This is a genomic window from Abyssisolibacter fermentans, from assembly GCF_001559865.1.
GTDB lineage: Bacteria > Bacillota > Clostridia > Tissierellales > MCWD3 > Abyssisolibacter > Abyssisolibacter fermentans.
On the sequence record NZ_LOHE01000050.1, the window covers coordinates 1 to 25,941 of the forward strand.

A 25,941-nucleotide genomic window follows, 5' to 3' on the forward strand; every position below is an offset into this window, starting at 1 on the left:
AGACATGAATACGCGTTAACAGGAAATATGTTATAATAAAACAAAATAATTCTTACATTATCACTAAGGGGTTTTTCTATCCCTATATTTCCTACAGTAAATTAACGCTATCATCATTTTAGAAGTTCATTGACACATATTTTGAATAGGAGTATAATTCTATTAGTAAAAATATATGATAAATTTAAATAATGATTTCAAATTTTTTGAGGCAATCCTTGAATAATTTGTTAAATACAAAGTATGACCTTGCAGAAAAGATTAGTCTGATTTGTGAAGGAATTAGTGTATATGAGAACTGATAAGCTATGATTAAGTATTGCTTATGAGTATTTTATAGTTAACTTTCCTTTACAAAAGGAGAGTTTTTTAATGCGGAAAATTTGAATGAATTATTTATAATTTTAAATTAGGCATTAAAATAATTGATAGGGGGTTTAAAAAAATGAAAAATACGAACAACATAAAAAAACTTGTACAAGCATCAATATTTTTAGCTTTTGCAATTATACTTCAACTTATAGGAAGAACATTCGTTCAGATCAATCCATTGCTTATAGGTCCATTAATTTGCACTGTTATTTTACTTACTACATATAGTTGTGGTTTATTATTTGGCATACTTATAAGTATACTCATACCAGTAACTGCAATACCATTAGGCGCTTTAGCATCACCGTTAATTCCATTTGCTCCATTTATAGTTATTGGAAATATACTATTTGCAGTTGGGTTTGCAATTACTATGAAAAAGGGAACCATTGGGTTATGTACAGGAATTATACTTGCTACTTTAGTAAAAGTTTTATTCCTAAGTTTTTCAGCTACAAAATTAATATATATGCTCAAATTGGATATTTCAGTACAAAGTGCTAAAATGATAGGTATGGCTTTTACAGCACCTCAAATTTTAATTTCATTAATTGGTGGTGCTGTAGCTGTTATTGCAATAGAGATATTGCAAAAAAGAAAAATTATTAAGCAATAAATATTTTAGTTTAAGATTACTAATATATATTGGTATGAGATTTATTACAGAATATTATGCATAGTATAGTATGAGTAATTAATTAACTTTTTAAGAATTAATCATAAATTATATTAAGATAAAAAATGGAGAAGAGGTAAGATTTGATGAAAATACAAACAAAAGCAGAAGTACTTGAAATATTAAGGATGCCATATGAAGAATTTAACCTTAATATAAAGATTAAGGCAAAAGAGACTCATATAAATCATAACAATAATACTATTGTTGTTACAGCTTTGCTTGGTTATGATAATATATGTAAGAATCAATGCACATATTGTGGGATGAGAGCTGGTAATTCTGGACTGAAAAGATATAGAATGGGAATTGAAGATATAAAGAAAGCTGAAGAATCTGTAAAAAAACTAGGATTACGAAGGATATTTCTTATTTCAGGGGAAGATCCAAAATATGATTTTAAAGATATAATTACAATGGTCGAGTATGGCAAAAAATTAGGATTATTTGTAAGTTTAGCAGCAGGTGAATTTAGTCTTGAAAAATATAAAGCTTTAGAAACTGCAGGATTAGATGAATATGTACTAAAATTTGAAACTTCAGATCAAGATACTTTCGCAAAAATAAAGCCATCTACAACTTTTGAAAACAGAATGAGATGTATAGAATATATAAAAAATAGTACAATGAGTTTAGCCTCTGGTAATATTATCGGGTTGCCACATCATACCCTAGAACATGTAGCTGATGATATAATGCTAATGAAAAAACTTGATATTAGCTGGGCACCAATTATTCCTTATATGCCAGTTCCTAATACACCACTTGCAAAGGAAGGTGGCAGAGGGAGTTTAGAAACTACAATAAAAGAAATAGCTATATTAAGAATGATGATGCCTAATGTAAATATTACAGCGCAACAGCCAGGGGAGGATGTAAAGAATGGCTTGGCAGATGTTCAAGGAAACTTGAATGCTTTAAGTTCAGGTGCAAATATGCTTTTTGTAGATATGTTACCACAAAACTTAGTAAAAGACTTTAATGTAATAGATAATAGAATGATTGAAGGTATAGATAATGTGGATAGATTAGTTAAAATGTCGGGTATGAATCGTAGTTGAAAGTCCTGGAATATTACCTAGACTTGTGAAATTAGATAACATGAGGAATATTCATTTTTCAAGAAATCCAAAGATTGCAGGATTTTTAAAAGACTACATCTATGTAAAAGAATTTGGCGAAGGTGTGGATCGAATGTTTATTGAAATGGAATCAATTGGACTGCCAGCACCTAAAAACGAAAAAGTGGCTTTTATGACAAAAGTGACTGTAAAAAACAATGCTGAACGTTATGAGCACATAAATGAGCATATAAATGAACACATAAACGTAAAACAAGGGGACGGTTCATTTATTTGCATAAAAATAACATCAAAAGGGACGGTTCGTTTTGATTCCAAAGGAGGAGTATATTAAGAAACGATAACAAGTATTATTTACTAATAACGACCTTTTGCCTTGATGAATTATATCAAACCTTAATTGGCGTAACAGATAGAGTTAAAAAGTGGGTGATATGTAAATATGGATAGTATGTAGTAGCAATTGAAAAAAATGAAATGATAGTCTTATTTTAACAAATTTCTTACAACCTATAGTATATAATAATAATGAAATTTATTAAATTATAGGAGGAAGAAAAAAAAGAAAAAATTATTAAGCTTGATGTTAATTGCTGCTATCATATTAACATCGAATATGTATGCAAGTGGCAACACTGGGAATGTCGGAGAAACAATTACGCTAATCAAATATGATCACTTAACAAAAGAAGAAAGTACGATAGAGATATCAAATATTAATGCGTTTACAGTTGAAGAACGCAATAGTCTAGGGTGGAAACCCGATGACTTTTCAATATCTTCAATAGTTGGAGACGATAATCGAACTCAAATTACTAACACTACAGCGCATCCATATTATGCTATTGCCTATGTAAGTGTAAAATTTACAGATGGATCTTCATATGGTAGTACTGGATATATGGTTTCTCCGAATGTTCTATATGCTCTGGTCATGCCATAAAAAAACCAAGTAAAACGGTAGATACGATTACAGCATATCCAGGAAGAAATGGTTCAAGCAAACCTATTTCTGCTACTGCAACAACGCATTATGTTGATAGTAAATATAGTGGGACAGGAAACGAATACGATTATGGAATTGTTGAATTAAATTCAAATATTGGTAATACTTCTGGTTGGTTAGGGTTGCATGTTCCATCATCTGACAGTGGAATCAATAATAAAAGCATAACAGTTACAGGTTATCCTGGAGATAAACCTTCAGGAACAATGTGGAGCGATAGTGGTACAACTTATGACGTTTCCACGCGTACATTTAAGCATAATGCAGATACAATGGGAGGACAAAGTGGCTCACCTATATGTTTTTATAGTGGTTCAACGTATGGATATCAATCAATAGGAATTCATATTGCAGGAGCAAATGACGATACTTATAATGTAGGAAGAAGAATTACAAAGACACTTTTTGATTGGTTAGTAAATCAGGGATATGTTACGCAATAATAATTTATTATTAAAATGAGGGAGATAATGCATGAAAAAAATAATATATGCAGTTGGAGTAGTTTCTATACTTCTAGTAGTGACTATCTTCACTACTAAGAATTCGCAGGTGGAGCATACATTACATGGCGTGATACAAGAGATCTATGATGCAGACATTGTAATAAAAGTTGACGATAGCCCAATAGATTATAGTATTATAATAAGTGAAAATACGGTTATTCGTATTAACGATAACATCGTAACTATTGAACAGTTACATGTTGGAAGCACTATTAAAGTAGTATATGATGGGGATATAGGTGAAACAAATCCAATGGTTATTTTTAAGTGCTATTCAATAGATGTAGTAGATTAACTTTATTTCCTAAATTCAAATCAAATTTACAAAATATATATATGGGCTGTTACACTTCATAATTAGTGTATAGCCCTTATATATATATAAAGTGTAGTCAATTAATTGAGTTTGTCCAAAAGACAGTACTTCAAAAATCTATTAAAGTGTAAGAGCATTGCCGCTTTATAATTATCACAGTGAGAGTTATACTAGATTAGTCGTTTTTATTCAACCATTTAATAAGTACTTCTATATATTTTTCATTTTCTTCTACGAATGGCATATGGCGGCTGAATTCAAATAATTCCCATTCTGAATTTGGAATCTTATCATACATAATTTTTGCAATAAGTGGTGAACAAAGATCAAGTAAACCGCTGGTGATTAGACAAGGCTCTTGAATATCTTCAATCTCTTTCAAAAAATCAAAATTTTTTAATGTACCAGATGGGCTGAACTCATTCTGTCCCCATGCAGTTAGATAAGACTCTGTTCCAGCAACCTTTGGACGTTTTAAGCATTCTGGTGAATCTAGTCCTACTGGGTCTGCACAGTGACGAAGCATGAATTCTGCTTCTGCTTCCTGATATTCTTTTGACGAAAAATCTCCAGATTTTTCTGCTTTCGCAATGGCATCCTGCATTTCCTTTGGAAGGTATGTAACTCTTCGACGCTGTTCTTTTTCCCATAATGCAGCAGATGGTAAAGTACTAGATAAGATATAGCTCTTGATTCCTTGTGGTTTGTATTCGCAAGCGTATTGAATTGCCTGCATTCCTCCCCAGGATTGTCCCAATAAGTGAATTTTGTCTAAGTCTAAATGGTTACGTAATTGGATTAATTCTTCAATCCATGTTTTGGCACACCACAAGTCAGGATGGGAAGGTGTTTTAGACAATCCGCATCCTAATTGGTCATACATAATAACCGCACGTCCATCTTCCGCAATTTTATCAAGTACTTCGAAATAATTATGTGTAGAACCAGGTCCCCCGTGTAATAAAACCAATGGCTTTTTATTTCCTGTACATTCACCTACTATACGATAGTAAGTTTTATATTCTAGATATGGCATATAGCCTTTAGTAATCTTCATAACAAACCTCCTTATCTCTATTGTGTTCAGGAACAATAAATACATCTTTTGTATATGTATTTAATACTTCGTAGCCGTATTCAGTTGTGATAAAAAGCTCTTTAATACGAATACCTATTCCTTCTTCTGGAATATAAATTCATGGTTCTGTGTGTGAACGTTTAATTTTTTTATATCCATAGTTATCCCCCTTATTTTAGTTATTAAATACTAATATGATAATATTCTTGTCTGTTGAAAATGTCAATGTAGATATTTTTACTTTCTAGATTTTTTCTAGGTGATTGCATGAAGCAAGGAGACGGAGTTATCGCTTCTATTGAAACAATCTGTTAGAATAATCATGAGGTGATAGATATGCCAAGTACAGTAAACAAAGGGACGGTTCATTTGTTTGCATAAAAATAACATAATAACTATAATAAGGATTAAAATATTTAGTATAAAAAAGTATAGGTTTTTATGATAAACCATATAAAAGAGCTATACTTTTTATTACTAAAATGTAAATCAAAAAGGATAGTTCATTTTGAGTAGTAATGGTTTTTTTGTATTTATAATAAGAAAATTATTCCTCATATTACATGCAATAGATATATATAGGAATCTAACTAAAATGACATTATTATTTTGTACTTGATCGCTAGGAACAGTTCTATTGATTGATATAAGAGTAAAAAACACAATAATCGTTATAAATTTGATTGTTGTGTTTTTTATGTGCGTAAAACTTCGATTGCTTGCTCCTTTGTAAATTGTTTTTGATAAAAGACGAGTAAAAATACTCAAAAGCAATTATTTTTTGAAAGCTAGTTGAAATAATTATAATTGAAATACAATGGTAAATGGCTTGACAAGGGAGATATAAATATGGTAAAATATAGTAAATATTGAAAATAAAAGCAAATAGTTTGCTTTTAAAATAAAGAATCAGCTTACTAAAATTATTTAAAATTAGGGAGGTGTTCTCATTGTATAAGTAGTACGTTAGTAAGCTTGAGAAGATAATAGTTTTAAAAAAAACAAATAGGAGGTAATTAGATGAATAATGTATTTAAAAACAAAAAAATGCTCGTGACTTTATTATGTATGTTTATGTTAGTATCAATTGGTAGCTATGGATTTGCAAATGAAGTAGAATTTATAACTAACAAACCAATAGCAAATTTGGAAGTCAAGGAAATAAATAAGATTTATGATGCTGATGGAGACAAGCTAGTTGAAAGCTTAGAAGAAAAAATGAAAGAAACTAAGAGTGATGAAAAACTTTTTGTCACTGTAGTATTTAAGGAAAAATTTGATGGTGTCAAAGACCAAGTTAAAAAAGTGTTAGGTGATTATAATACTAAGTACGAATTTAAAAACATACCCGCAGCAACTATGAAGTTGAATAAGAATCAAATTAATAAATTATCTAAACTTGATATTGTACAGCAAATAGAATATGACGAAGAAGTTAAAGCATTTATGAATACAGCTAGATATTGGTATGGAACAGAAAAGGCTTGTAATGACTTTGGTGTAGATGGGAATAGAGATGGAAATATAAATAGCTATTCAGCAAATGATGTAGTTATCGCTGTAATAGATACGGGGATTGATGAAGGACATGTTGATTTAGATAATGGAAAAGTTATTGGATGGAAAGACTACGTTAATAACCAAAATTCTCCTTATGATGACAATGGACATGGTACCCATGTTTCTGGAATAATAGCAGGAGAAGGAGATGGAAATGCAATATATCAGGGTGTTGCTAAAGGTGCTGCATTAGTAGGACTTAAGGTACTTGACTCTAATGGTTCAGGTTCTATGAGTGATGTAACTGCTGCAATAGACTGGTGTGTTACAAATAAGAACACTTATGGCATCGATGTTATTAATTTGAGTTTAGGAACTTCAGGTAGTTCAGATGGAACAGATGCTGCATCATTAGCAGTAAACAATGCTTATGCAAATGGTATTATAGTTGCTGTAGCTGCTGGAAACAGTGGGTCTGCAAAATATACGATAGGTTCACCGGGAGCAGCTGCCGATGCTTTAACAGTTGGAAGTATGGTAGATGTTGGAGAAGGCGGATTTCAACTTGCTTATTATTCAAGTAGAGGATATACTGCTGATGATAGAATAAAACCTGATATTTGTTCACCAGGTACAAATATTACTGCACCACAAGCAAATACAACAAGTAGTTATGTAAGTAAAAGTGGAACAAGTATGGCTACTCCATTTACTGCTGGTGTAATAGCATTGATGTTAGATGCTAATTCTAATTTAACACCTTCTCAAATAAGAAATATATTGACAACTACAGCTCAGGACTGGGGTCCAAACGGTCAAGATATTGATTATGGTTATGGTAAAATAGATGGATATAACGCTGTTAAACAAGCAGGTAATTACAGCGGAAGTAATTTGACTTTGCCTAACCATATATATAATTCAGAAACTTTAGCAAATACAGGTTCAGCAGATATGTGGGAATTTACTGTTAATGATACTAGCTATCCAATTTCTGTAACTTTTATAATGCCTGATTGGGACTCAAGTACTGATTTTGACATATATTTATATGATTCAAACGGAAATCAACTAAAACGTTCTATAGGTACTTCAAGGCAAGAACAGCTAAGTTTTACACCTACAAGTACAGGTATATATAAACTCAAAGCGTATTCGTACAGAGGAAGTGGTAATTATTTCTTTGATTTAAGTGTTGGAGGAACAAATTTAACTTTAACACAGGATCAGTAAAACTAATTAGATAATAATATGTTTGCAAATAATAGTTCCCTCTTGGTTTTAGACTAAGGGGGAACTATAATAATCATCAAGTAGGGATGATTCGAAACTGCTGAAAAACACTTTTTATAATATATAAATTTGAAAATCAAAAAGGACTTTTCATATGAATGTTAAATTATATATATGAATGTGTTTTTGTATGGTTAAAATTGAGTACAAACAACAGAACATATATTCAATAATCTATAATAAAATACCAGAAAATCATTTATTTAAACAAATTGGAAAAGTAGATGACTATAGTTTTATCAATGATATGTTTAAGGATAACTATTGTGTATACTATGGAAGACCAGCTAAAGAACCTGAAATGATGATAAAATTATTAAATATTACAGTACCTATATAATTTATCAGATAGACAAGTAATAGAAGAAGCTAACGTAAATATAGCGATATATCAATAGATGACATAATGAAAGAAGGAATTAAGCAGCTAAAGCACTCTTGAATTTAGAGCTTTGGCTGCTTAGACTTACTTAGAATTATTTTATTCATTTATTTTATTTAGATAATCATCATAATTTCCATCAAAACTTTTTACTTCATTTTTATCAAGTAATATAACGCTATTAGCTAATTTATTAATAAAATATCTATCATGTGAAACAAAAAGGATAGTTCCTTCAAATTTAAGTAAAGCTTTTTCTAATATTTCTTTGCTATTTAAATCTAAATGATTAGTTGGTTCATCTAAAATTAAAAAGTTTGATTTTTTAAGCATCAATTTAGTCAATGCAACACGTGCTTTTTCACCACCACTCAAATCTTTTATAGTTTTAAAAACGTCATCTTTAGTAAATAAGAAATTACCAAGCTTAGTTCTAATTTCTGTATCAGTTAACTTAGGAAAATCACTTCTAATTTCAGCATAAATTGAATTTCTCTTATTCAATTTTTCATGTTCTTGAGCAAAATAACCTATTTGAACTTCTTTACCCCAAGTGAATGAACCTTTTTCTAAAATGTTATCACCTATTAAAGTCTTTAATAAAGTTGATTTGCCTGTACCGTTTTCACCAATAAATGCGATTTTATCTCCTCTTAAAATATTTAAATTAAGGTTTTGTATTAAATCAATTCTATTATTAGGCTTTCCTACAGAAATTACTGCATCTTTAATGTTAAGCACATATTTATGAGATTTCTTATTAATATTGAAATTGATATTGACTTTTTTTAAATCTTTATCAGGTTTTTCAATTCTTTCTATTCTATTTAAAGCATGTCTTTTGTTTTTAGCAGCTTTGGAAGATGTTGCTCTTACAATATTCTTATCTATAAATGTTTGTAATTTATTAATTTGAGCTTGTTGTTCTATATATTTTTTTTCATGAAGAAGTTTTGTTTTAGCTTTTTTAGTAACAAAATCTGTATAGTTCCCAGTATATTTTTTTATATGTCCTCTTTCTACTTCATATATACTGTTAACTAGAAAATCTAATAAGTATCTATCATGTGATACAACTAATACGGCCCCTTTATAGTTTTTAATATGGTTTTCAAGCCAAGACATTGTTTTAAAATCAAGGTGATTAGTAGGTTCATCAAGTAACAAAATATCTGGTTTTTCTAGTAGCAATTTAGCTAAAGCCAGCTTAGTCTTTTGTCCACCACTTAAATTTTTAATTCTCATATTAAAATCAAAATCTTTAAATCCCATTCCATTTAACACATAATTAATTTTAGAATTAATTTGATATCCTTCGTGGGTATTAAAATATTCAAGCTTAGAACTATATGATTTCATTATGCGTTCAAGTTTATCAGCATTACTGTATATTTCTTCTTTTGACATTTCAAGTTCTAATTTTTTAAGTTGTTCTTTTATATTTAATAAAGGTCTAAAAACTTCAAGCATTTCTTCATTAATACTATTGTTAATATTAAGTCCACCATCTTGTTTTAAATATCCGATAGTAGTATTTTTCTTAAGAAATATTTGACCTGTTTCTGGTAGAAGTTCACCTGATATTATTCTTAATATTGTAGATTTACCAGCACCATTAACGCCAATTAATCCTATTTTTTCTGCTTTCTCTATTTTCATATTTATTTTATTAAGCAAAGTTTCTCCTCCAAAACTTATACCTATATCGTTCAACTGTAAAATCATTTATATCATCTCCTAATTAAGAGTAAAGAGTCTAATTCTTATTTTTAGACTTTCATACATAAAAAAAGAAAGAGAACATAAAATTCCCTTTCCTTAATACTTAAATTATAATTATATTATTATAAAATAGAAAAAGAGTATTTAATGTACTTAATGAAAATTCTTAAATTGATTTAACTTAAATTGCAAATCAATCAAATAATAAGAATTTTACACTTATACACTAAAATACTCTTAATGTATTTATATTAGATAATATGTTTAATAAAACTTTTATTGTGTTTAAATCATATTTTTAGACAACAAAAAAAGAGCAAGTGTACTATTTATGAAAATTCTTATCAAATTGATTTAGCTAAAAAAGGGCATAGTCCCGCCTTAGTTAAATTAAATCAATTGTAAGAACATCATATCTGTACATTAAAACTCTCAACTCCTTAAATTAATAATATAATAATAACCTAATATTAACATATTTAAAACTTATATGTCAAGATGAAAATTTATATACATGCACCTATTGGCTTGAGGAGAAGTATACAAAAAATTCTAAAAGGATTAGAAAATCAAAGCTTATTTATTGCTGTTGCTGTTCCTATATGCCTTATTTTAGTATTAATATTTGCACTACAATTAAGATAGTTGAATGTAGAGCGGTGAGTGTATTATATTCTTAATAGCATTTATGTATGGTAGTATCAGCATATACTATTTACAAAATTAAACATGGAATAACTTAACAAATTTAATGCGACATTTAATATTGCAATTTATAAAAAAGAGAAATTTAGCAAAAAATATTGACAAATGTCAAATAATATTATAATATATAAAACATAATTTAATAAGACCTCGCTTTTGAAGTGAGGTAGAGGCGCGACGTTTAACAGACCTTAGTGGAGTTTGAGGAGCTTTGATACTAAGGGATAGGAAATATCGCCGAAGCTTATAATACCCTCAAGTATTATTTGCTGGGTCTACGGTTAATAGCTGTAGGACTGTCTCAATAAATATCTCGGTTTATTGAGTTGTACTATCTCATTTGAGAAAGAAGAGGCTATATGGGGAACTATGTATATAGGGACATGAGCTTACTTCATGTCTTTTTTGTTTGCCTAAATCTCTATAACAACTTGACAACACAGTGCAACACATACGAAACGTAGGTATTTAACTAAATAATAAAAAGGAGAGATTTAGAATGAAAAAAGGAATAGTATTAATGATTATAATGGCACTATTAGTTATGCCATTAGCAGGATGTGGATCTAGCAATACAGATACAGAGAGCCAAAAAAGTGAAGTGTTTAGAGTAGGTCTTGAAGCAGGATATGCTCCTTTTAACTGGACACAAACAGGCGATTCAAATGGTGCTGTTAAAATTGATGGTGCTGCAGAATACGCAGGTGGATATGATGTAGAGATGGCAAAGAAAATCGCTAAAGGTTTAGGAAAAGAATTAGTGATTGTTAAGGTTGAATGGGATGGACTTGTACCAGCATTATTATCTGGCAAGATTGATGCTATTGTTGCTGGAATGTCACCAACAGAAAAACGTAAAGAAACAATAGATTTTACAGATAACTATTATAAATCAGATTTAGTTATGATTGTTAAGAATGGTGGAAAGTATGAAGGAGCTACTTCTATTCAAGATTTTGAAGGAGCAAAGATAACTGCTCAATTAAACACATTCCATTATTCTGTAATTGATCAAATAGAAGGTGTAGTTAAAGAGCAAGCTATGGATAATTTCCCAGCTATGAGAGTTGCTCTTGAATCTGGAATGATTGATGGATATATTTCAGAGCGTCCAGAAGGAGTAAGTGCAGAAACAGCAAATGAGAATTTCAAAATGATTGAATTTAGTGATGGATTTGTTACATCTGAGGATGATACTGCAATAGCTGTAGGAGTTAAAAAAGGCAGTGAATTAACTAAAAAAATAAATGAGATATTAAAAGGTATTTCTGTAGAAGAACAAAAAAGTATAATGGACGATGCAGTTAAGAATCAACCAGCAGTTAATTAATTTTAAACCGGGTGCATTTTTGATGCAACCGGTTTTATCGTAATAAAGGAGGTAAGCTATGAGTTTAGATTGGATATCAAGAATTATAACAGAAAACTGGCCAATGTTTATTCGTGGAGCTGGCGTAACACTCTTGATTTCTATTATCGGTACTGTTTTAGGCTCTATAATTGGTTTATTAGTAGGTGTGGTTCGTACTACACCAATGCCTGAAAAAGGTTTAAAGAGAATAATTCTTAAATTTGCTAATATTATTTTTTCAATTTATATAGAGTTCTTTAGAGGAACACCTATGATAGTTCAAGCTATGGTAATTTACTATGGATCTGCTTTAGCATTCGATATTCATATGAATAAACTAGCAGCGGCAATTTTTATTGTATCTGTTAATACAGGAGCATATATGTCAGAAATTGTTCGTGGAGGTATTGTTTCCATTGATAAGGGGCAATTTGAAGCAGCTCACGCGATAGGAATGAATCATATACAAACTATGATGAACGTTGTACTGCCACAAGTAATAAGAAATATACTGCCAGCAACAGGAAATGAATTTGTTATAAATATAAAAGATACTTCAGTGCTTAACGTAATTTCAGTAACAGAATTATATTTCCAAACGAAATCAATTGCAGGAAACAATTTTAGATATTTTGAATCATTCTTTGTTGCTTGTATTTTATATTTTATAATGACTTTTACTATAACAAGAATTTTACGTTATATCGAAAAGAAAATAGATGGAGAAGATCATTATATTATGTGCGGTAATCAAATGCAAGTAGAAACGCCTGAAGATATGTTGCACAAGACGGAGAATAAAGGTAATTAATTTTAAACAAAGGAGGTTAAGTATGGAAAAGATAATAGATATACGACATTTAAGCAAGTCTTTTGGCTCACATGAAGTATTAAGAGATATTGATTTTTCAGTGAATAAAGGAGAAGTAATTTCTATTATAGGTTCGTCTGGGTCGGGTAAATCAACTCTTCTTCGCTGTATAAATCTTTTGGAAAAGCCAAGTGGTGGTGAGATTATCTATAAAGGAAAAAATATCTTAGATAGTATGCATGATATTTATGCATATCGAACAAAACTAGGTATGGTATTTCAACAATTTAATTTATTTAATAATCATAATGTCATTAACAATTGTATCGTAGGTCAATTAAAGGTTTTAAAACGATCAAGAGAAGAAGCAGAAAAAGTTGCAATCAAATATTTGGATGTTGTAGGAATGAGTCAATATATTAATGCAAAACCAAATCAACTATCAGGAGGACAAAAACAACGTGTAGCTATTGCTAGAGCACTTTCTATGGAACCTGATGTTATATTATTTGACGAACCAACATCAGCTCTTGATCCAGAGATGGTTGGAGAAGTTCTCAAAGTTATGAAAAAGCTTGCTGAGTCTGGGTTAACAATGTTAGTTGTAACGCATGAAATGGATTTTGCAAGAGAAGTATCTGATCGTGTAGTATTCATGGATAAAGGGGTTATTGCAGAACAAGGAAGTCCAGAACATATATTCAATAATCCAACACAAAAACGTACGCAAGAATTCTTAAAACGTACATTAAGTAATGTTTAAGCATAAAAATAAGTTGGTAAGAAGTCTTTTATTCTCGCCAATTTATTTAATTTTTATTATAAATATTGTCCTCTTAGATGTTTTTTTCGGAATAATTTCCTGTTTCCAAGTGATTCTTTGACGACTAGAATTATATTTAAATTTTCTTCCTTCAATATCAAATTCTCTGCTCATATCAATTCCTAAACTATTTAATGCTTTGATAGCCATTGTAATTAATCTGTAGTCTGCCAATTACCTGCTTAGCTTACTCATAATTAAAAACAAATAGAATAAAATAAAAGTAAATTTAAATATTGTATTGAAAAATTCATAATACAAAATAGTATTAACCAGTACAGTATTGACTATAATTATATAACTTTATGCTGTTATAATACTATGTAAGCCTGTTGAGGTATAAGAGAGGATTGTAGAGTTCATATAAAAAACTGTCTCTATTATTAATATATAGATAGTATATAAACTGACGGTTATTTGAATTAATTACTAAATTAAGATGATCAACAAGTTCAAATGTGTATTGGGAATACATACCATTCAGATTTATTGTTTGTACTAGATGTAAATCAGGGGATTTTACTATTTATCTTATAAATTATTTTTATAAATTCACATTATTTCGTTAGTATACAATTTGATTAAAAACCAACAAAAATCACAAAAATATTTAATATTAAAATATATCAAGATTAAACATCTAACTTATTTATAAATTTATATTTTGTAAGCATTTTCATAAAAGGATAACCTAGGCCATAACAAGCTATTAACTGACCTAATCCTATCCACACCATCGTTAATCCAACATTAATATTTAATAAATAGCTTATCATTATACCTATTATAACTGCATTAATTAATACAGGTGGTAGTGGTACCAAATATATTTTTTTCATTTTAGATGACAAAAGTGCGGCGATGAATGTTGCTAATGTACCAAATATTATATCTAATATTCCATTACCGCCAACAATATTAGAGATCAAGCAACCTATTGTTAATCCTGGTATTGCTGCTAGAGTGAAAAATGGCATAACTGTTAATACTTCGGATACTCTTATTTGCATAAAACCATAACTAATAGGCTGTAATATTAGTGTTAATGATGTGTACATGGCAGCAATCATAGCAGATATAACTAAAAATTTAACTTTTTCTTTCATTCTAACCTGACTCCTTTCGCTGTGCTCAAGGCACTCTATTGTATAGAATCACTGTATAAATTTTTAATATTGATCATTTATATACATATAGTAAAACTACAAAACACGGCTGAGAAAGCAGAATAATATCTATTCTTGATAAAAATTCGAATTATGTAATTTGTTAAATATGTTTCCAAACAAATAGAAGTATGCCATCGACCACATATGCTAAATTTTGTAAAATAATTACCGTTTTTTAAAGCGGGATATTTGTCAATGACTATATGTTGTCTTTCGTTTTGGGGGAAGATTTTTTATGGATGATCTTTAGAGCTATAGTGATAATATAGGTAATTCCATATGATTATCGTAGATTTGGAAATTATAGAATCAATATCTAAAATTATTTGCTCAGAGGAATTTCAATATTATATATCAGAAAATAATTTAGATTAAAACTTTCAAATTGCTTAAATTGTACTTTTCCTAATTTGGTATTTGCTTTTGATCGTAGGTTGTGACGGTAAAGTATCTTTATTGAATATTGCTTTAGAAATAGGACCAGTTTTTAATTCATTTGATGAATCAGCACTATGATAACCAGCTAACGGCTATATATTTTTAGGTATAATATCACATATTTCTGTTTTTATGCTAACGCAAAATGAAGTTTTTTCATATGCTTTTTTGAATTTTTTTACTTTTTTGAGTGAAAGATTATATCAAAGTTTATCTGTTAGTTTTCGATATTAATTATAAATTCTATTTTATATATGAATGAATAGGGGTTAAGTGATGATAAAAAGTATCAATTTTTGTTTTCGCTTATTTTGCATAATATACATATGTTTACAAGAAAAATATATCATAATTACAATAAAATCACAAATCAAATTTATAGATAACTAGCGTTTGATTATTGCAAACCATATGAATTGGGTAAAATTCAGAGATTTATAAGTAGGTGTTAAAATTCATCTAAGCTTAAGATTGCATTCAACGGGTAGCAATATACAAGCTGTAAGTAATTCGAAAAATAATATATTTAATGATAAATATTGGTTATATTGTCATGTATAACAATATTGACAAAAAAATATATATAATGTAAAATATATATAAAATGAATTAAAAAGGGGGTTGGTGATTTTGTTGAAACAAGTATATATAGCTGGTCCATTGTTTACGCAAGGAGATAGATGGTTTTTAGAAAAAATAGACAATGAACTAGATAGTAGAGGATTGACAACATATTTGCCACATCGTGATGCAGGGTTATGCCCTTCAGATGGACATGAAACGGAATTTTTTTATATTAATGATGTTAAGGCTATTGATGAATGTGAGTTTATTGTTGCTGTATTACATGGAACAGATGTTGATTCAGGAACCGCATGGGAAATGGGATATGGTTTTGCTAGGGAAAAACCAATTATTGCAATAGGTGAAGATATTAGAATTGCAGGAGAGATAACTAATGTGAATTTAATGCTAAGTAATTCTTCACAAGTATGTTTTACATTTGAAGAATTTCTACAAAAATTAGATGAGTTTTTGAAATTAAAAAGGAAAAGTTATGATAAAGCATAACGGATGTTTAATTGCAATTGAAGGTATTAGTGGTGTAGGAAAAACAACTTTTGCTAAGATTCTCAGTGAAAAATTTATAAAAAAGAATATTAATGTTGCAGTATTAGGTGGGTTTAATATATGTCAAAGGAGTAGTGATATTACACGTTTTTGTCGTGAATTAGTTGAAAAAAAACGCTTTTTTGACTATCCATTATTGTCTGAAATTCATTTATTAATGTCAGAAATAATAATGGATATTGAAAAAAATGTTAAACCTTTATTAAATCAAGGTGCAGTGGTTTTATATGATAATTACATATACTCAATATTAGCTGTTGAGATTGCTAGAATACGTCAAACTTGCTGCATTAAGAAAAGCAATACATATATAGAATACCTAAAAAATACAATTAATAATTATATAAATATTTCTAATATGCCAAGGCCGGATTGCACAATATATTTAACTTGTACAATTGATCAAATTGTTGAACGTCTAAAGAAAAGAGATAAATGTAATGTGACAGAGGAACAAAAACAATTATTACGGATGATTGCAATTGAATATAATTGTATACTAGATTTAAATAAAACAATCATTGTAGAATCAAATGGTAAAATTGAACAAGAAATTAACTCTTCTTATCAAAAAGTCATGGAAATTTTTTAGCGATATAAAAGTGAGAGGAAATAGTATGTCAGGATTAATGATAGCGGTTGAAGGAATAGATGGTTCTGGGAAAAGTAGTTTTATTACAAATATGTCAATGAGATTAGATAAATGTGGTTTTAAAACGATAATATTATCAGAAGCATCTTTTAAACCAATTAAACAAATTATTGACAATTTGATAAAAGGACAAAATCAGTTATCTTATAATGCATATGTACATTTATATTTATCTTTGGCTGAATATGTTATATTACAACCTCAGATAGATAATTATCTGTCTCGAAATTATATTATTTTTTTTGATCGATATATTTACTCTACAATAGTGTATAGTGCTGCCTTAGGAATTGAATTTGATTGGGTTGAAAAATTCAAGAATACAGTTAAGAAACCTGATGTAGTACTTTTATGTGAACAAACGCCCGAAAAAGCATGGAAAAGTAAAAAAGGAAAAATAGAAAGCATTGAAAAAGGTTTTTGTTACAATAATAATACTGATAAGGAAAATTTTATTAAATTTCAATCTTCGGTAGCAAGTTACTACAATAGAATAAAGATTTATGATAGTGTACAATGGAAAAAGTTAAATTGTTATTGCAATAATTCTGTTGATAAGATACAACAATTTATAGTAGAACAATTTAATTAAGACATAGTGAGTATAAATTAATAAACAGTACTTTTATTTGGGAAAGGAGAAATAAAAGAATGATAGATATCGTTCCCACAACATATTATCAAAATACAGAACACTATAGAGAATGCCTAAAATGTTATGGTGATACTAATACAAAGTTATTACGTATAAATTGTACACGAGTTTTAGTTGAGAATTATATCAAAGAAATCATTAATTTGAGAAAAGTGTATTACGAAATTAATCATTACTACCCACAGATTTTATTAGATTTACCAATTCCAAAAGAAAAACCAAGATTAGAATTTAAACTTCCTATTCAAAAAGAGCGTATAGCAAAAGTAAGCGGTGACGATTGTGATTTTTTTAAAATTTATAAGGGAGAAAAAATCATAATAACAAAAGAATGGATTAGTCAACCAGAAATATTACAATTTAAAGTTTCTGGATCTCAATTTATTAATCATACAAAGAAAGGTGAAATTGTTACAGTTGGCGAAAATAGTGCTAGATTTAAAGTAGATGAAAAATCTAATGAACAATTGTATTTAACAGCAACTATTCCTGGAATTATACCATATAAAAAAGCGGTGTATTCTAAGTCATGCTTTAATTTTGATAGTAATACATATGATGATTATATTCCATTGGTTCAAATGATAAAACCAAAAGTTATCGCATTATCCTTTGTTGAGTGTGGACAAGATATAATTGATTTTAAGTTAAGGTACAAAATACCAGAAAACACACTAATCATGGCCAAACTTGAATCAATAAAGGCATTAAAAGAAATTCAGTCAATTGTAAATCAAAGTGATTGTATTATGATTGCACGTGGGGACTTGTTAAATAGTACAGGAGAATATGAGTTTGGATACTATATTGACAAATTTATAGATGCAATTCATAATCAAAAGCCAGTTTATATAGCTACTGGATTTTTCCAATCTATTAATATTAATTCTATGTATCCTAGTAGGTCTGATTTGATAGATATGTATTATTATTTAAAGCAGAAAATTGCAGGAGTTGTTCTTACATATGATTCTTCACAGAATACTATATATAATCGATGTGTTGATTTAATTAGGAATATAAAAACTCAAGAATAGTTGAGATGATAAAAAATAAACGGTGGGCTATAACGTAAATATTATATATTGGACAATCTAGTGTTAATAAATTGATTAGGATGGTTAAAGGCAAATGAAAGATTATCAGTGGTTAATAAGTGAAATAGTTAATACGGTAAAAAATACTAAAATAAATTTAAGAGATAATATGAATCATTTAATGCAAATAGAATTACGTCAAAATGGTAAAATATTTAATTTTAGTGAACATTTAAAAGGGGTAATATACTCATTACTTACTAATCAAAGGCCGTGGTATCTAGTGGTTCCTCATTTGAAAGAAATTGATTCTTTGCTTTTTAATTATGATTATAAAAAGATATTAACCCATAATGCTAATTATTATATTGATGGTATTCTAAAATTGAAGTGTGGTAATATATCACTGAATAAACAAATGTCTTATTTACATCAAAACATTTATAAGTTACTTGAAATAGAATATGAGTTTAAAACTTTAGATAATTTTGTGACAAGTGCACCGCCAATTGAGGTAGCTACAAAATTGTCTAAAAGTCCTAAGTACAAGATAAAGTATATGGGACTTGCTCTAGCTTTAGAATATTTGCGAAACGTTGGAATTAATGAGATAAAGCCTGATGTTCATATTAAAAGAATACTAAGTGCAAAGCGATTAGGAATTTGTTCTAAAGTTGAACCAACAGAACAAGAAGCATTAAAGGCAGTAGAGCTTTTAACACGAGAAACAAATTATTCTGCTGCTGAGATTGATTCATACTTATGGTTATTTTGTGCAAAAGGGTATGTTGAAATATGTGGTGCTAAACCTAAATGCTTCATTTGTCCAGTACGACAAGAATGCAATTATATGATCACTTAAGTCAAGCAAAAGGTGGAGCAAAAATTTTTCTTGCAATTTAGTAAGAAAAATGGGATTTAACAATATGAAAGATAAGTAAAGAAAGATCTGTTTTAAAAAATGTAGGAAATGATACTGGAAATTTAAGTTTTGATGCAACACCTTGTAAAACATCATTGATACTAAGTGCAGGCACAAAAGAAAATTAATTTATAGTTAGAAATGTAGATGGTCTGTGGGCACAACTAGTTTGCAAAAGTGGAGATTAACCATACCTCATAATACCGTATTATGCTATTGCAGATACGGTATTTATTTTGTGCCCACCATGGGCAACAACTTGGTGGTGAAAATCCGCTAAAGATTGGTAATAGGAACTGTTAGCTAAAGATAAGGGTGTTAATCGTGAGGTGGAATCTGAAGAAAGTCGGAGGTGAAATCCCGAAACGACGAACAGAAACTGTATAAAAGGCTGACTCGTAGCGGATGAGCTTGCTAAACAAAGAAAAGTCCAAAACTGCTGAACTCCATAAAGTAAATACAGCGGTTACAGGGGATAAAGGTTACTACATGTAAAATAAAAGACAAAAGAGTTTTAAAGTTAATAAAAAATACCTTGAGTCTGTATTATTTAATATTTTAAAGTAAAGGAAATGGTTTAAATAAATATAATTTACCAAATAGTTGATTGATTATAGTTATATTTAATAGAATGGATGTGTTCGATATAATAATGTTGAATTGATGAATTAAGGGAGGTTGAAAAATGATATTTGTATATTTATCGACAACAAAAGAATTAGTTTTTAAGACAAAAGAAAGTACTATACAATTTTTCAAGGACTTTTTAAAAGGAAATAGAAAAAAATTTCCCATAAGTAGTGGGAAAATTGATAGGAACAAATTTAATATAGGAGAAGATATATTTTTCTTATGAACAAGAAATATGCAAGGAAATAATATTAGAACTAGAAATGTATGATTTTAAAATATCTGATTTACAAGATGAAATTGGATATAATACTTATTATACGTTGGCCAGTACACCGAAATTTAGAAATTTATCCATACAAGATAAGATGCTATTTCAATTGTCAAACAGTATACATTTTATTGTAATAGTAATGATGGATTAGTTAGAAAAGCATGCTCAGAGTTAAATGTTAAATATTTAGGGATTCTTGGTGTAATTAAGAGAGCTTTTTTAAAACAATTAATATCATTTGATGAATTGAAATTATTATGTTATAAGTTAACTAGTGATGAGACAAGCTGTTATATTAGTAAACAAGTAATTCAAAACTTTTTAAAAAGCTTTGATTCTAAATAGCATATTCTAGTAAGAGATCTATTCAAAATAAGATACAATCGATATTACGATAGCTTACCCTACAAAAACACAATTATATACAAACTCAGCATAAAACACTCCAATGTAGATAAAAATATATTAGAAATATATTAATTTTACAACATTGAGGTGTTAGTCATGAAACTTTCTAAAAAATTAGAAGAAAATAAAAATGCAATAAATAATATACTTCCAATAGAAAAAAGCTTTGATATTATAGCTCGTGACTTAATTTTTGGAGATAGGAAAGCGTATTTAGTTTTTATTGATGGATTTGCAAAAGATGACATCATGGTTTGGTTATTATCGCATCTTCAAGAATTGAAAAAAGAAAATATGAATTTAAAAGATGTTAAGGATTTTATAGATAAAAATATCTCTTATATTGAAGTAGGTTTATTTGAGGATTTAAATGAGCTTCAAACTTCAGTATTATCTGGAGCAGTTGGATTAATAATAGATGGTGAAAATAAAGGTATTATAATAGATGCTAGAACATATCCTGTAAGAGGACCTGAGGAGCCTGATTTAGAAAAGGTAACAAGGGGTTCGAGGGATGGATTAGTGGAAACAGTAGTATTTAATACTGCTTTAATAAGAAGAAGAATTAGAGATGAAAAATTAATCTTTGAGATGAAATCAGTAGGCAGGCGTACTAAAACTGATGTTGTTACATCATATATAGATGATTTAGTGGATAAAAATCTGTTAAATATAATTAATAAAAAAATAAGTGAAATTGATGTAGATGCTTTAATAATGGGAGAAAAATCACTTGAGGAGTTATTAATAAAGAAAAAGTGGTATAATCCAATGCCACAAGCGAGATTTTCTGAAAGACCAGATGTAGTTGCAGCTCATTTACTTGAAGGTCATATTGCAATTGTTGTAGATACATCGCCAAGTGTTTTAATAGTGCCAGTAACTATGTTTCATTTTACACAACATGCAGAGGATTATTATCAAAATCCATCCGTTGGTACATATCTCAGATGGGTAAGGTTCTTATTTATGTGTTTCTCACTAATATTAAGTCCTTTGTGGCTTTTATTAGTAAATAATAAGGAATTATTACCTGAAGCATTAGAGTTTTTAGGCCCTAAAGAGGAAATACTAATTCCTCTATTCATTCAATTTATAATATTAGAAGTTGGACTTGATGGTTTGCGTCTAGCATCAATTCATACTCCTAATACCTTATCAACTTCATTAAGTATTATTGGAGGTTTATTGATTGGTGAATTAGCTATTGAAGTAGGTTTGTTAGTTCCCGAAACAATACTATATATGGTTATAGTAAGTTTAGGAACATTTACTACACCTAGCATAGAATTTTCAATGGCAATTAGAATGTTTAGATTATTATTGTTGCTGTTAACCGGTGTATTTAATTTATATGGATTTATTGGAGGTATAATATTAATAAGTATAATGTTTATAACTACTAAAAATATTAATGGTCAAAGATATACATGGCCTTTAATTCCATTTGATAAAAAAGCATTAGGTAATATATTAGTAAGAAAACCTATTATAGAAATTAAAAGAAACAATGAAAAAAATTAAAATATGCTAAAATATAAACGATTGACAACTTCTGTCTAAAAGAATAAAATGGAATTAGACAGAAGTTGTCAATTTCATTTGTAAGGAGATAAATTATTATGAATAAGAGATTTGAACATATAGACATAAATAATGAGAAGGTATATAGGATAGTAAATAGTGCATTTAAAGTGTTTAGTAATAATGATTTAGAAAAAGCATCAACGAATATGGTGGTTACACAAGCTGGGATATCAAGGGGATTATTGTATCATTATTTCAAGGATAAGCAGGAGTTATTTGATTTTCTTTTGTATTTTTCTGTTAAAGTGATTATGATTGATTTAAAAGAGAATATAAATTGGGAAGATTCAGATATTCTAAATCGTATGCGTCAAGGATTAATTATTAAATTACAGGAAATTAAGCGATTTCCTTATATGATAGATTTTTATGCTAAGTATGGTAAACTTACTAGATCTATTATTGATAGTCAAACAGAAGAAATTTTCCCTGGAATAAGAGAAAAATTTTATACTTACAACTTAGATTTTAGTCAGGTAAAAGATGATATTGATATTGAAAAAATGATAAGTGTAATTACATTTACTTTAAAAGGAATTATAAATGAATATTTGGATATGACGAGAACAAGCAGTGAAAATTTTGAAATGAAATTATTAGTTAATAAATGTGATGAATACTTTGAATTTTTTAGAAAGCAATTCTTCAAATAGTTATATAAAACTGAAATATAAAAAGGAGGGGGAATAAATGACTAAAAAAATCTATCATTTTAGGGCGGAAGATAATCCGAAATTGAATGAAGTTGGTGGAAAGGCTAAAGCACTTATAGAAACTACAAGAGCAGGTTTTCCAGTTCCATCTGGTTTTGCCTTGTCTGTTGATTTTTTTAATCCGTGGCTTCAAGAAATTAAAGATTCAAGTGAATGGTCAGAATTACTTTTAAATGTGACAAGAGAACAGTGTAAAGTAATAAAATCAAAAGCAGCACAGTTAATGTTTAATGAACAACAAAAGATAGAAATTGGAAAAGCTTTAAACCAATTTGAATCAGGTACTGTTTATGCTGTTCGTTCATCTTCGCCAGAAGAAGACTTGGAAGGTACTAGCTTTGCTGGCATGTATGAGACGTTGCTTGGTGTAACAAAAAACAGGCTTGAAAGAGCTATAGCTTCAGCGTTTTCATCTTGTTTTAATTTTAGGGTTATGGAATATAAAAAGCAAAACAACATAAATCTTGAAAACACATGCATAGCTGTTGTGGTTCAAAGACAAATTGCTTCGGATGTGAGCGGTGTAGGTTTTTCACTTAATCCAAATAACAATTGTTATGATGAAGTTATAATTAATGCTTCTTTTGGACTTGGAGAAAGTATAGTATCAGGAATCGTAACACCTGATACTTATGTTGTGGATAGTTTGAAAAATGAAATTATTGAAAAGATAGTAGGGGATAAACAAACTGCACTGTGGCTTAAAGATGATGGCGGTACTATCCAAAAAGATAATCACAATTTGAAAGATCAGGCACTTGCTGATATACAGATCTTAAAGCTATCAAGACTTATTAAAAAATGTGAAAAGCATTATGGAAAGCCAATGGATACTGAATGGGCTTTTGAAAACAATAAATTATATTTATTACAATCAAGACCTATTACAACTTACATTCCGTTATTTGACGAACTTATAACAAAACCTTTAGAGAAGAAAAAAATTTATATTGATGTAATGGGACTTACACAAGGGTTTACAGAGAGTATGTCTGTTCTTGGTATGGATCTATGGGCTAGAATTATAAATGAGTTAAAAGGTGGTATTATGCCAACTTCGATAGATGGAGGTATGCCATCTATTCATGGAAGACAATATGTTAATGTTTCTAATCTCATGGCAGGTTGGGGTTCTTTTGCAACTAAAAAGTTTATTGAAAGTTATGATGAGAATGTCAAAAAAATATTTGCTGACATAGATTTAGTCAAAGAATATAAACCTGTTAGAATGCCTAAAGCTATGAAAAAAACAAAATTAAATATGTTAAAAATGACTTTTAGAATGATGCCATCGACAATAAGAGCAAAATTTTCTGATTATAAAAAAGTTGTTAAAGAATATAATATTACAGCAGATAACATATTATCACATCTTAAGAAATTAAACTCAAAGAAAAAATTCAGTGAAATAGTTGATTTTACAATGAAAGACCTTGAAACTATTATGAATGTAGCAGGATTAATGCTCACAGGAATGGCGGCATTTGCTTCTATCAAAAAAATGTTTAAAGGTAAGGATGTAGAAAAACTTGTAACTGCACTAGGTATGGATTTAGATGGCAATCCAACTAGTCAAATGGGTCATTTGTTATTTAAACTTGCTTCTTATGATGAGTTTCAGCTAACTAAATCAGTAGATGAGTTTATGACAAAAATCAAAGAAAGATCGTATTCAAAAGAGTTTATGAACGATTATGTAGAGTATTTAGCTAGATTTGGTGCAAGGGGTTTTATGGAGATAGATGTTGCTTCTAAAAGGGTATACGAAGACCCTACGTTGCTATATGAGAAACTTATAAATATCAATGTTAAGGACAGCCAAATTTCAAATGTTAAAGCAAAAAGAAAAGAGGCATATGAAAAACTGCTAAATGTAGCGAAAAAAGGTGGATTTGATAAAAAGTTTAAGAAACAAGCAGAGATTTATCAGGCAACTTTTGGTTACAGAGAGCATCCAAAATATATAATTGTAATGATATATGCCAAACTTCACGATATTGCACTTGAAATCGGAGAGAAATTTGCTAAGGAGAATAGACTGGAAGATAAATGGCATATATTTGATCTTCATATAGGTGAAATCACTAAAGCCCAAAATGGTGAAGATATTGATCTTAAAGCTATAAGAGATAAAAACCTTGCGCCTTATAAAAAAGTTGCACATATTAAAGATTGGCCACTTGTAATTAATAGCAGAGGTAAGATATTTAAGCCAAAGATTAATGCTGAAGAAGGAGATTTAGTTGGTTCTGCAATAGCTCCTGGTGTTGTAAGAGGTAGAGCTAAGGTGCTCAGAACTCCATATGAGAAGCCATTAAAGTCAGGTGAGATATTAGTAACAAAAGCAACAGAACCATCATGGACACCGATTTTTATAAATGCAGCTGGAGTTATTATGGAAGTAGGTGGACCACTTCAGCATGGTGGTATAATAGCCAGGGAGTATGGTATTCCTTGTGTAAGCGGAATGCTTGGTATTATGGATATTGTCAAAGATGGTGATATGCTTGAAGTTGATGGATCAAATGGAATTGTTAAAATAATTGAAAAATCGTAGAATATATTCGAAAATCTATAGCTAATAAATACAGTGCTTTAATAGAAGCCTAAGAAATCAACAATAAATTAATATGAAAAAATATCCAAAAACAGAATAAATATCGAATTAAACTGCAAGAATAACAGGGTTTATGGCTAAGATG

At 29.1% G+C, this 25,941-nt stretch carries 25 protein-coding genes and 1 riboswitch; of the genes, 21 read left to right on the forward strand and 4 right to left on the reverse strand.

The features are described 5' to 3' along the window. Positions 1-445 precede the first annotated feature (445 nt). The 6 genes from AYC61_RS07930 to AYC61_RS07955 all read left to right on the forward strand — a co-directional run bounded on the left by AYC61_RS07930 (position 446) and on the right by AYC61_RS07955 (position 3,937). Entirely contained in the window at positions 446-988 is a 543-nt protein-coding gene (locus AYC61_RS07930; RefSeq protein WP_066499386.1) for an ECF transporter S component, read from the forward strand. Between the two features lie 146 nt (positions 989-1,134). Then, positions 1,135-2,109, forward strand: coding sequence for a biotin synthase BioB (locus AYC61_RS07935; RefSeq protein ID WP_066499389.1), 975 nt, complete (start codon positions 1,135-1,137; stop codon positions 2,107-2,109). Between the two features lie 25 nt (positions 2,110-2,134). Continuing rightward, positions 2,135-2,464 (forward strand): ATP-binding protein, encoded by a 330-nt coding sequence (locus AYC61_RS07940; RefSeq protein WP_242866763.1) that lies wholly within the window; start codon positions 2,135-2,137, stop codon positions 2,462-2,464. A 282-nt stretch (positions 2,465-2,746) separates the two neighbouring features. After that, positions 2,747-3,073 (forward strand): hypothetical protein, encoded by a 327-nt coding sequence (locus AYC61_RS07945; RefSeq protein ID WP_156456393.1) that lies wholly within the window; start codon positions 2,747-2,749, stop codon positions 3,071-3,073. Positions 3,074-3,258: 185 nt separating this feature from the next. After that, positions 3,259-3,579, forward strand: coding sequence for a trypsin-like serine peptidase (locus AYC61_RS07950; protein ID WP_066499396.1), 321 nt, complete (start codon positions 3,259-3,261; stop codon positions 3,577-3,579). A gap of 31 nt (positions 3,580-3,610) precedes the next feature. Further along, positions 3,611-3,937 carry a hypothetical protein gene (locus AYC61_RS07955; protein ID WP_066499403.1) on the forward strand — a complete coding sequence of 109 codons (327 nt, stop codon included), beginning with the start codon at positions 3,611-3,613 and terminating at the stop codon, positions 3,935-3,937. A gap of 196 nt (positions 3,938-4,133) precedes the next feature. Here AYC61_RS07955 and pepI read toward each other — a convergent pair whose 3' ends face one another. Next, positions 4,134-5,015, reverse strand: a complete 882-nt coding sequence (pepI, locus tag AYC61_RS07960; RefSeq protein ID WP_066499405.1) for a proline iminopeptidase — start codon at positions 5,013-5,015, stop codon at positions 4,134-4,136. A gap of 1,041 nt (positions 5,016-6,056) precedes the next feature. On the opposite strand from pepI, the gene AYC61_RS07965 reads away from it, so the two are divergent. Both AYC61_RS07965 and AYC61_RS07970 read left to right on the forward strand, forming a co-directional pair. Next, the gene (locus tag AYC61_RS07965; protein WP_066499407.1) at positions 6,057-7,769 is read left to right on the forward strand and encodes a S8 family serine peptidase; all 1,713 of its coding nucleotides are present in this window, start codon (positions 6,057-6,059) and stop codon (positions 7,767-7,769) included. A gap of 190 nt (positions 7,770-7,959) precedes the next feature. Beyond that, complete coding sequence (locus tag AYC61_RS07970) at positions 7,960-8,169, forward strand: transposase (RefSeq protein ID WP_066499409.1); 210 nt, start codon at positions 7,960-7,962, stop codon at positions 8,167-8,169. Positions 8,170-8,310: 141 nt separating this feature from the next. On the opposite strand, the gene AYC61_RS07975 is transcribed toward AYC61_RS07970, so the two are convergent. Next, complete coding sequence (locus tag AYC61_RS07975) at positions 8,311-9,936, reverse strand: ABC-F family ATP-binding cassette domain-containing protein (RefSeq protein WP_066499412.1); 1,626 nt, start codon at positions 9,934-9,936, stop codon at positions 8,311-8,313. Between the two features lie 495 nt (positions 9,937-10,431). On the opposite strand from AYC61_RS07975, the gene AYC61_RS21565 reads away from it, so the two are divergent. The 4 genes from AYC61_RS21565 (at position 10,432) to AYC61_RS07990 (ending at position 13,563) form a co-directional block, all read left to right on the forward strand. Continuing rightward, entirely contained in the window at positions 10,432-10,578 is a 147-nt protein-coding gene (locus tag AYC61_RS21565) for a hypothetical protein (protein ID WP_162265454.1), read from the forward strand. Positions 10,579-10,797: 219 nt separating this feature from the next. Continuing rightward, positions 10,798-10,980: riboswitch (Lysine riboswitch) on the forward strand. Positions 10,981-11,182: 202 nt separating this feature from the next. Beyond that, positions 11,183-11,968 carry a transporter substrate-binding domain-containing protein gene (locus AYC61_RS07980; RefSeq protein WP_338026027.1) on the forward strand — a complete coding sequence of 262 codons (786 nt, stop codon included), beginning with the start codon at positions 11,183-11,185 and terminating at the stop codon, positions 11,966-11,968. Between the two features lie 58 nt (positions 11,969-12,026). Continuing rightward, positions 12,027-12,800, forward strand: coding sequence for an amino acid ABC transporter permease (locus AYC61_RS07985; RefSeq protein WP_066499418.1), 774 nt, complete (start codon positions 12,027-12,029; stop codon positions 12,798-12,800). Between the two features lie 22 nt (positions 12,801-12,822). After that, entirely contained in the window at positions 12,823-13,563 is a 741-nt protein-coding gene (locus AYC61_RS07990) for an amino acid ABC transporter ATP-binding protein (RefSeq protein WP_066499420.1), read from the forward strand. Positions 13,564-13,605: 42 nt separating this feature from the next. On the opposite strand, the gene AYC61_RS07995 is transcribed toward AYC61_RS07990, so the two are convergent. Together AYC61_RS07995 and AYC61_RS08000 are read right to left on the reverse strand one after the other, a co-directional pair. Further along, positions 13,606-13,797: a hypothetical protein gene (locus AYC61_RS07995; protein ID WP_066499422.1), complete on the reverse strand. Its 192-nt coding sequence runs from the start codon at positions 13,795-13,797 to the stop codon at positions 13,606-13,608. A gap of 458 nt (positions 13,798-14,255) precedes the next feature. Next, on the reverse strand, positions 14,256-14,729 hold the full coding sequence (locus tag AYC61_RS08000; RefSeq protein ID WP_066499429.1) for a QueT transporter family protein: 474 nt from the start codon (positions 14,727-14,729) through the stop codon (positions 14,256-14,258). 1,131 nt (positions 14,730-15,860) lie between these two features. Here AYC61_RS08000 and AYC61_RS08005 point away from each other — a divergent pair. From AYC61_RS08005 to AYC61_RS08040, 9 genes are all read left to right on the forward strand, one after another. Continuing rightward, on the forward strand, positions 15,861-16,301 hold the full coding sequence (locus tag AYC61_RS08005) for a nucleoside 2-deoxyribosyltransferase (RefSeq protein WP_066499432.1): 441 nt from the start codon (positions 15,861-15,863) through the stop codon (positions 16,299-16,301). Further along, entirely contained in the window at positions 16,288-16,953 is a 666-nt protein-coding gene (locus AYC61_RS08010) for a deoxynucleoside kinase (RefSeq protein ID WP_066499435.1), read from the forward strand. The genes AYC61_RS08005 and AYC61_RS08010 overlap by 14 nt, the downstream gene beginning before the upstream one ends. Before the next feature lie 25 nt (positions 16,954-16,978). Beyond that, entirely contained in the window at positions 16,979-17,605 is a 627-nt protein-coding gene (locus tag AYC61_RS08015; protein WP_066499449.1) for a dTMP kinase, read from the forward strand. A 59-nt stretch (positions 17,606-17,664) separates the two neighbouring features. Then, entirely contained in the window at positions 17,665-18,705 is a 1,041-nt protein-coding gene (locus AYC61_RS08020; RefSeq protein WP_066499451.1) for a pyruvate kinase, read from the forward strand. A gap of 94 nt (positions 18,706-18,799) precedes the next feature. After that, positions 18,800-19,567: a hypothetical protein gene (locus AYC61_RS08025; RefSeq protein WP_066499454.1), complete on the forward strand. Its 768-nt coding sequence runs from the start codon at positions 18,800-18,802 to the stop codon at positions 19,565-19,567. Between the two features lie 745 nt (positions 19,568-20,312). Then, positions 20,313-20,483 carry a hypothetical protein gene (locus tag AYC61_RS21160; protein WP_156456394.1) on the forward strand — a complete coding sequence of 57 codons (171 nt, stop codon included), beginning with the start codon at positions 20,313-20,315 and terminating at the stop codon, positions 20,481-20,483. A 552-nt stretch (positions 20,484-21,035) separates the two neighbouring features. Then, positions 21,036-22,463 carry a spore germination protein gene (locus tag AYC61_RS08030; protein ID WP_066499457.1) on the forward strand — a complete coding sequence of 476 codons (1,428 nt, stop codon included), beginning with the start codon at positions 21,036-21,038 and terminating at the stop codon, positions 22,461-22,463. 98 nt (positions 22,464-22,561) lie between these two features. Further along, a complete protein-coding gene (locus AYC61_RS08035) occupies positions 22,562-23,179 on the forward strand; it encodes a TetR/AcrR family transcriptional regulator (RefSeq protein ID WP_066499465.1) in 618 nt (205 codons plus the stop codon). A gap of 37 nt (positions 23,180-23,216) precedes the next feature. Next, positions 23,217-25,796, forward strand: coding sequence for a PEP/pyruvate-binding domain-containing protein (locus AYC61_RS08040; RefSeq protein WP_066499475.1), 2,580 nt, complete (start codon positions 23,217-23,219; stop codon positions 25,794-25,796). Positions 25,797-25,941: the final 145 nt, after the last annotated feature.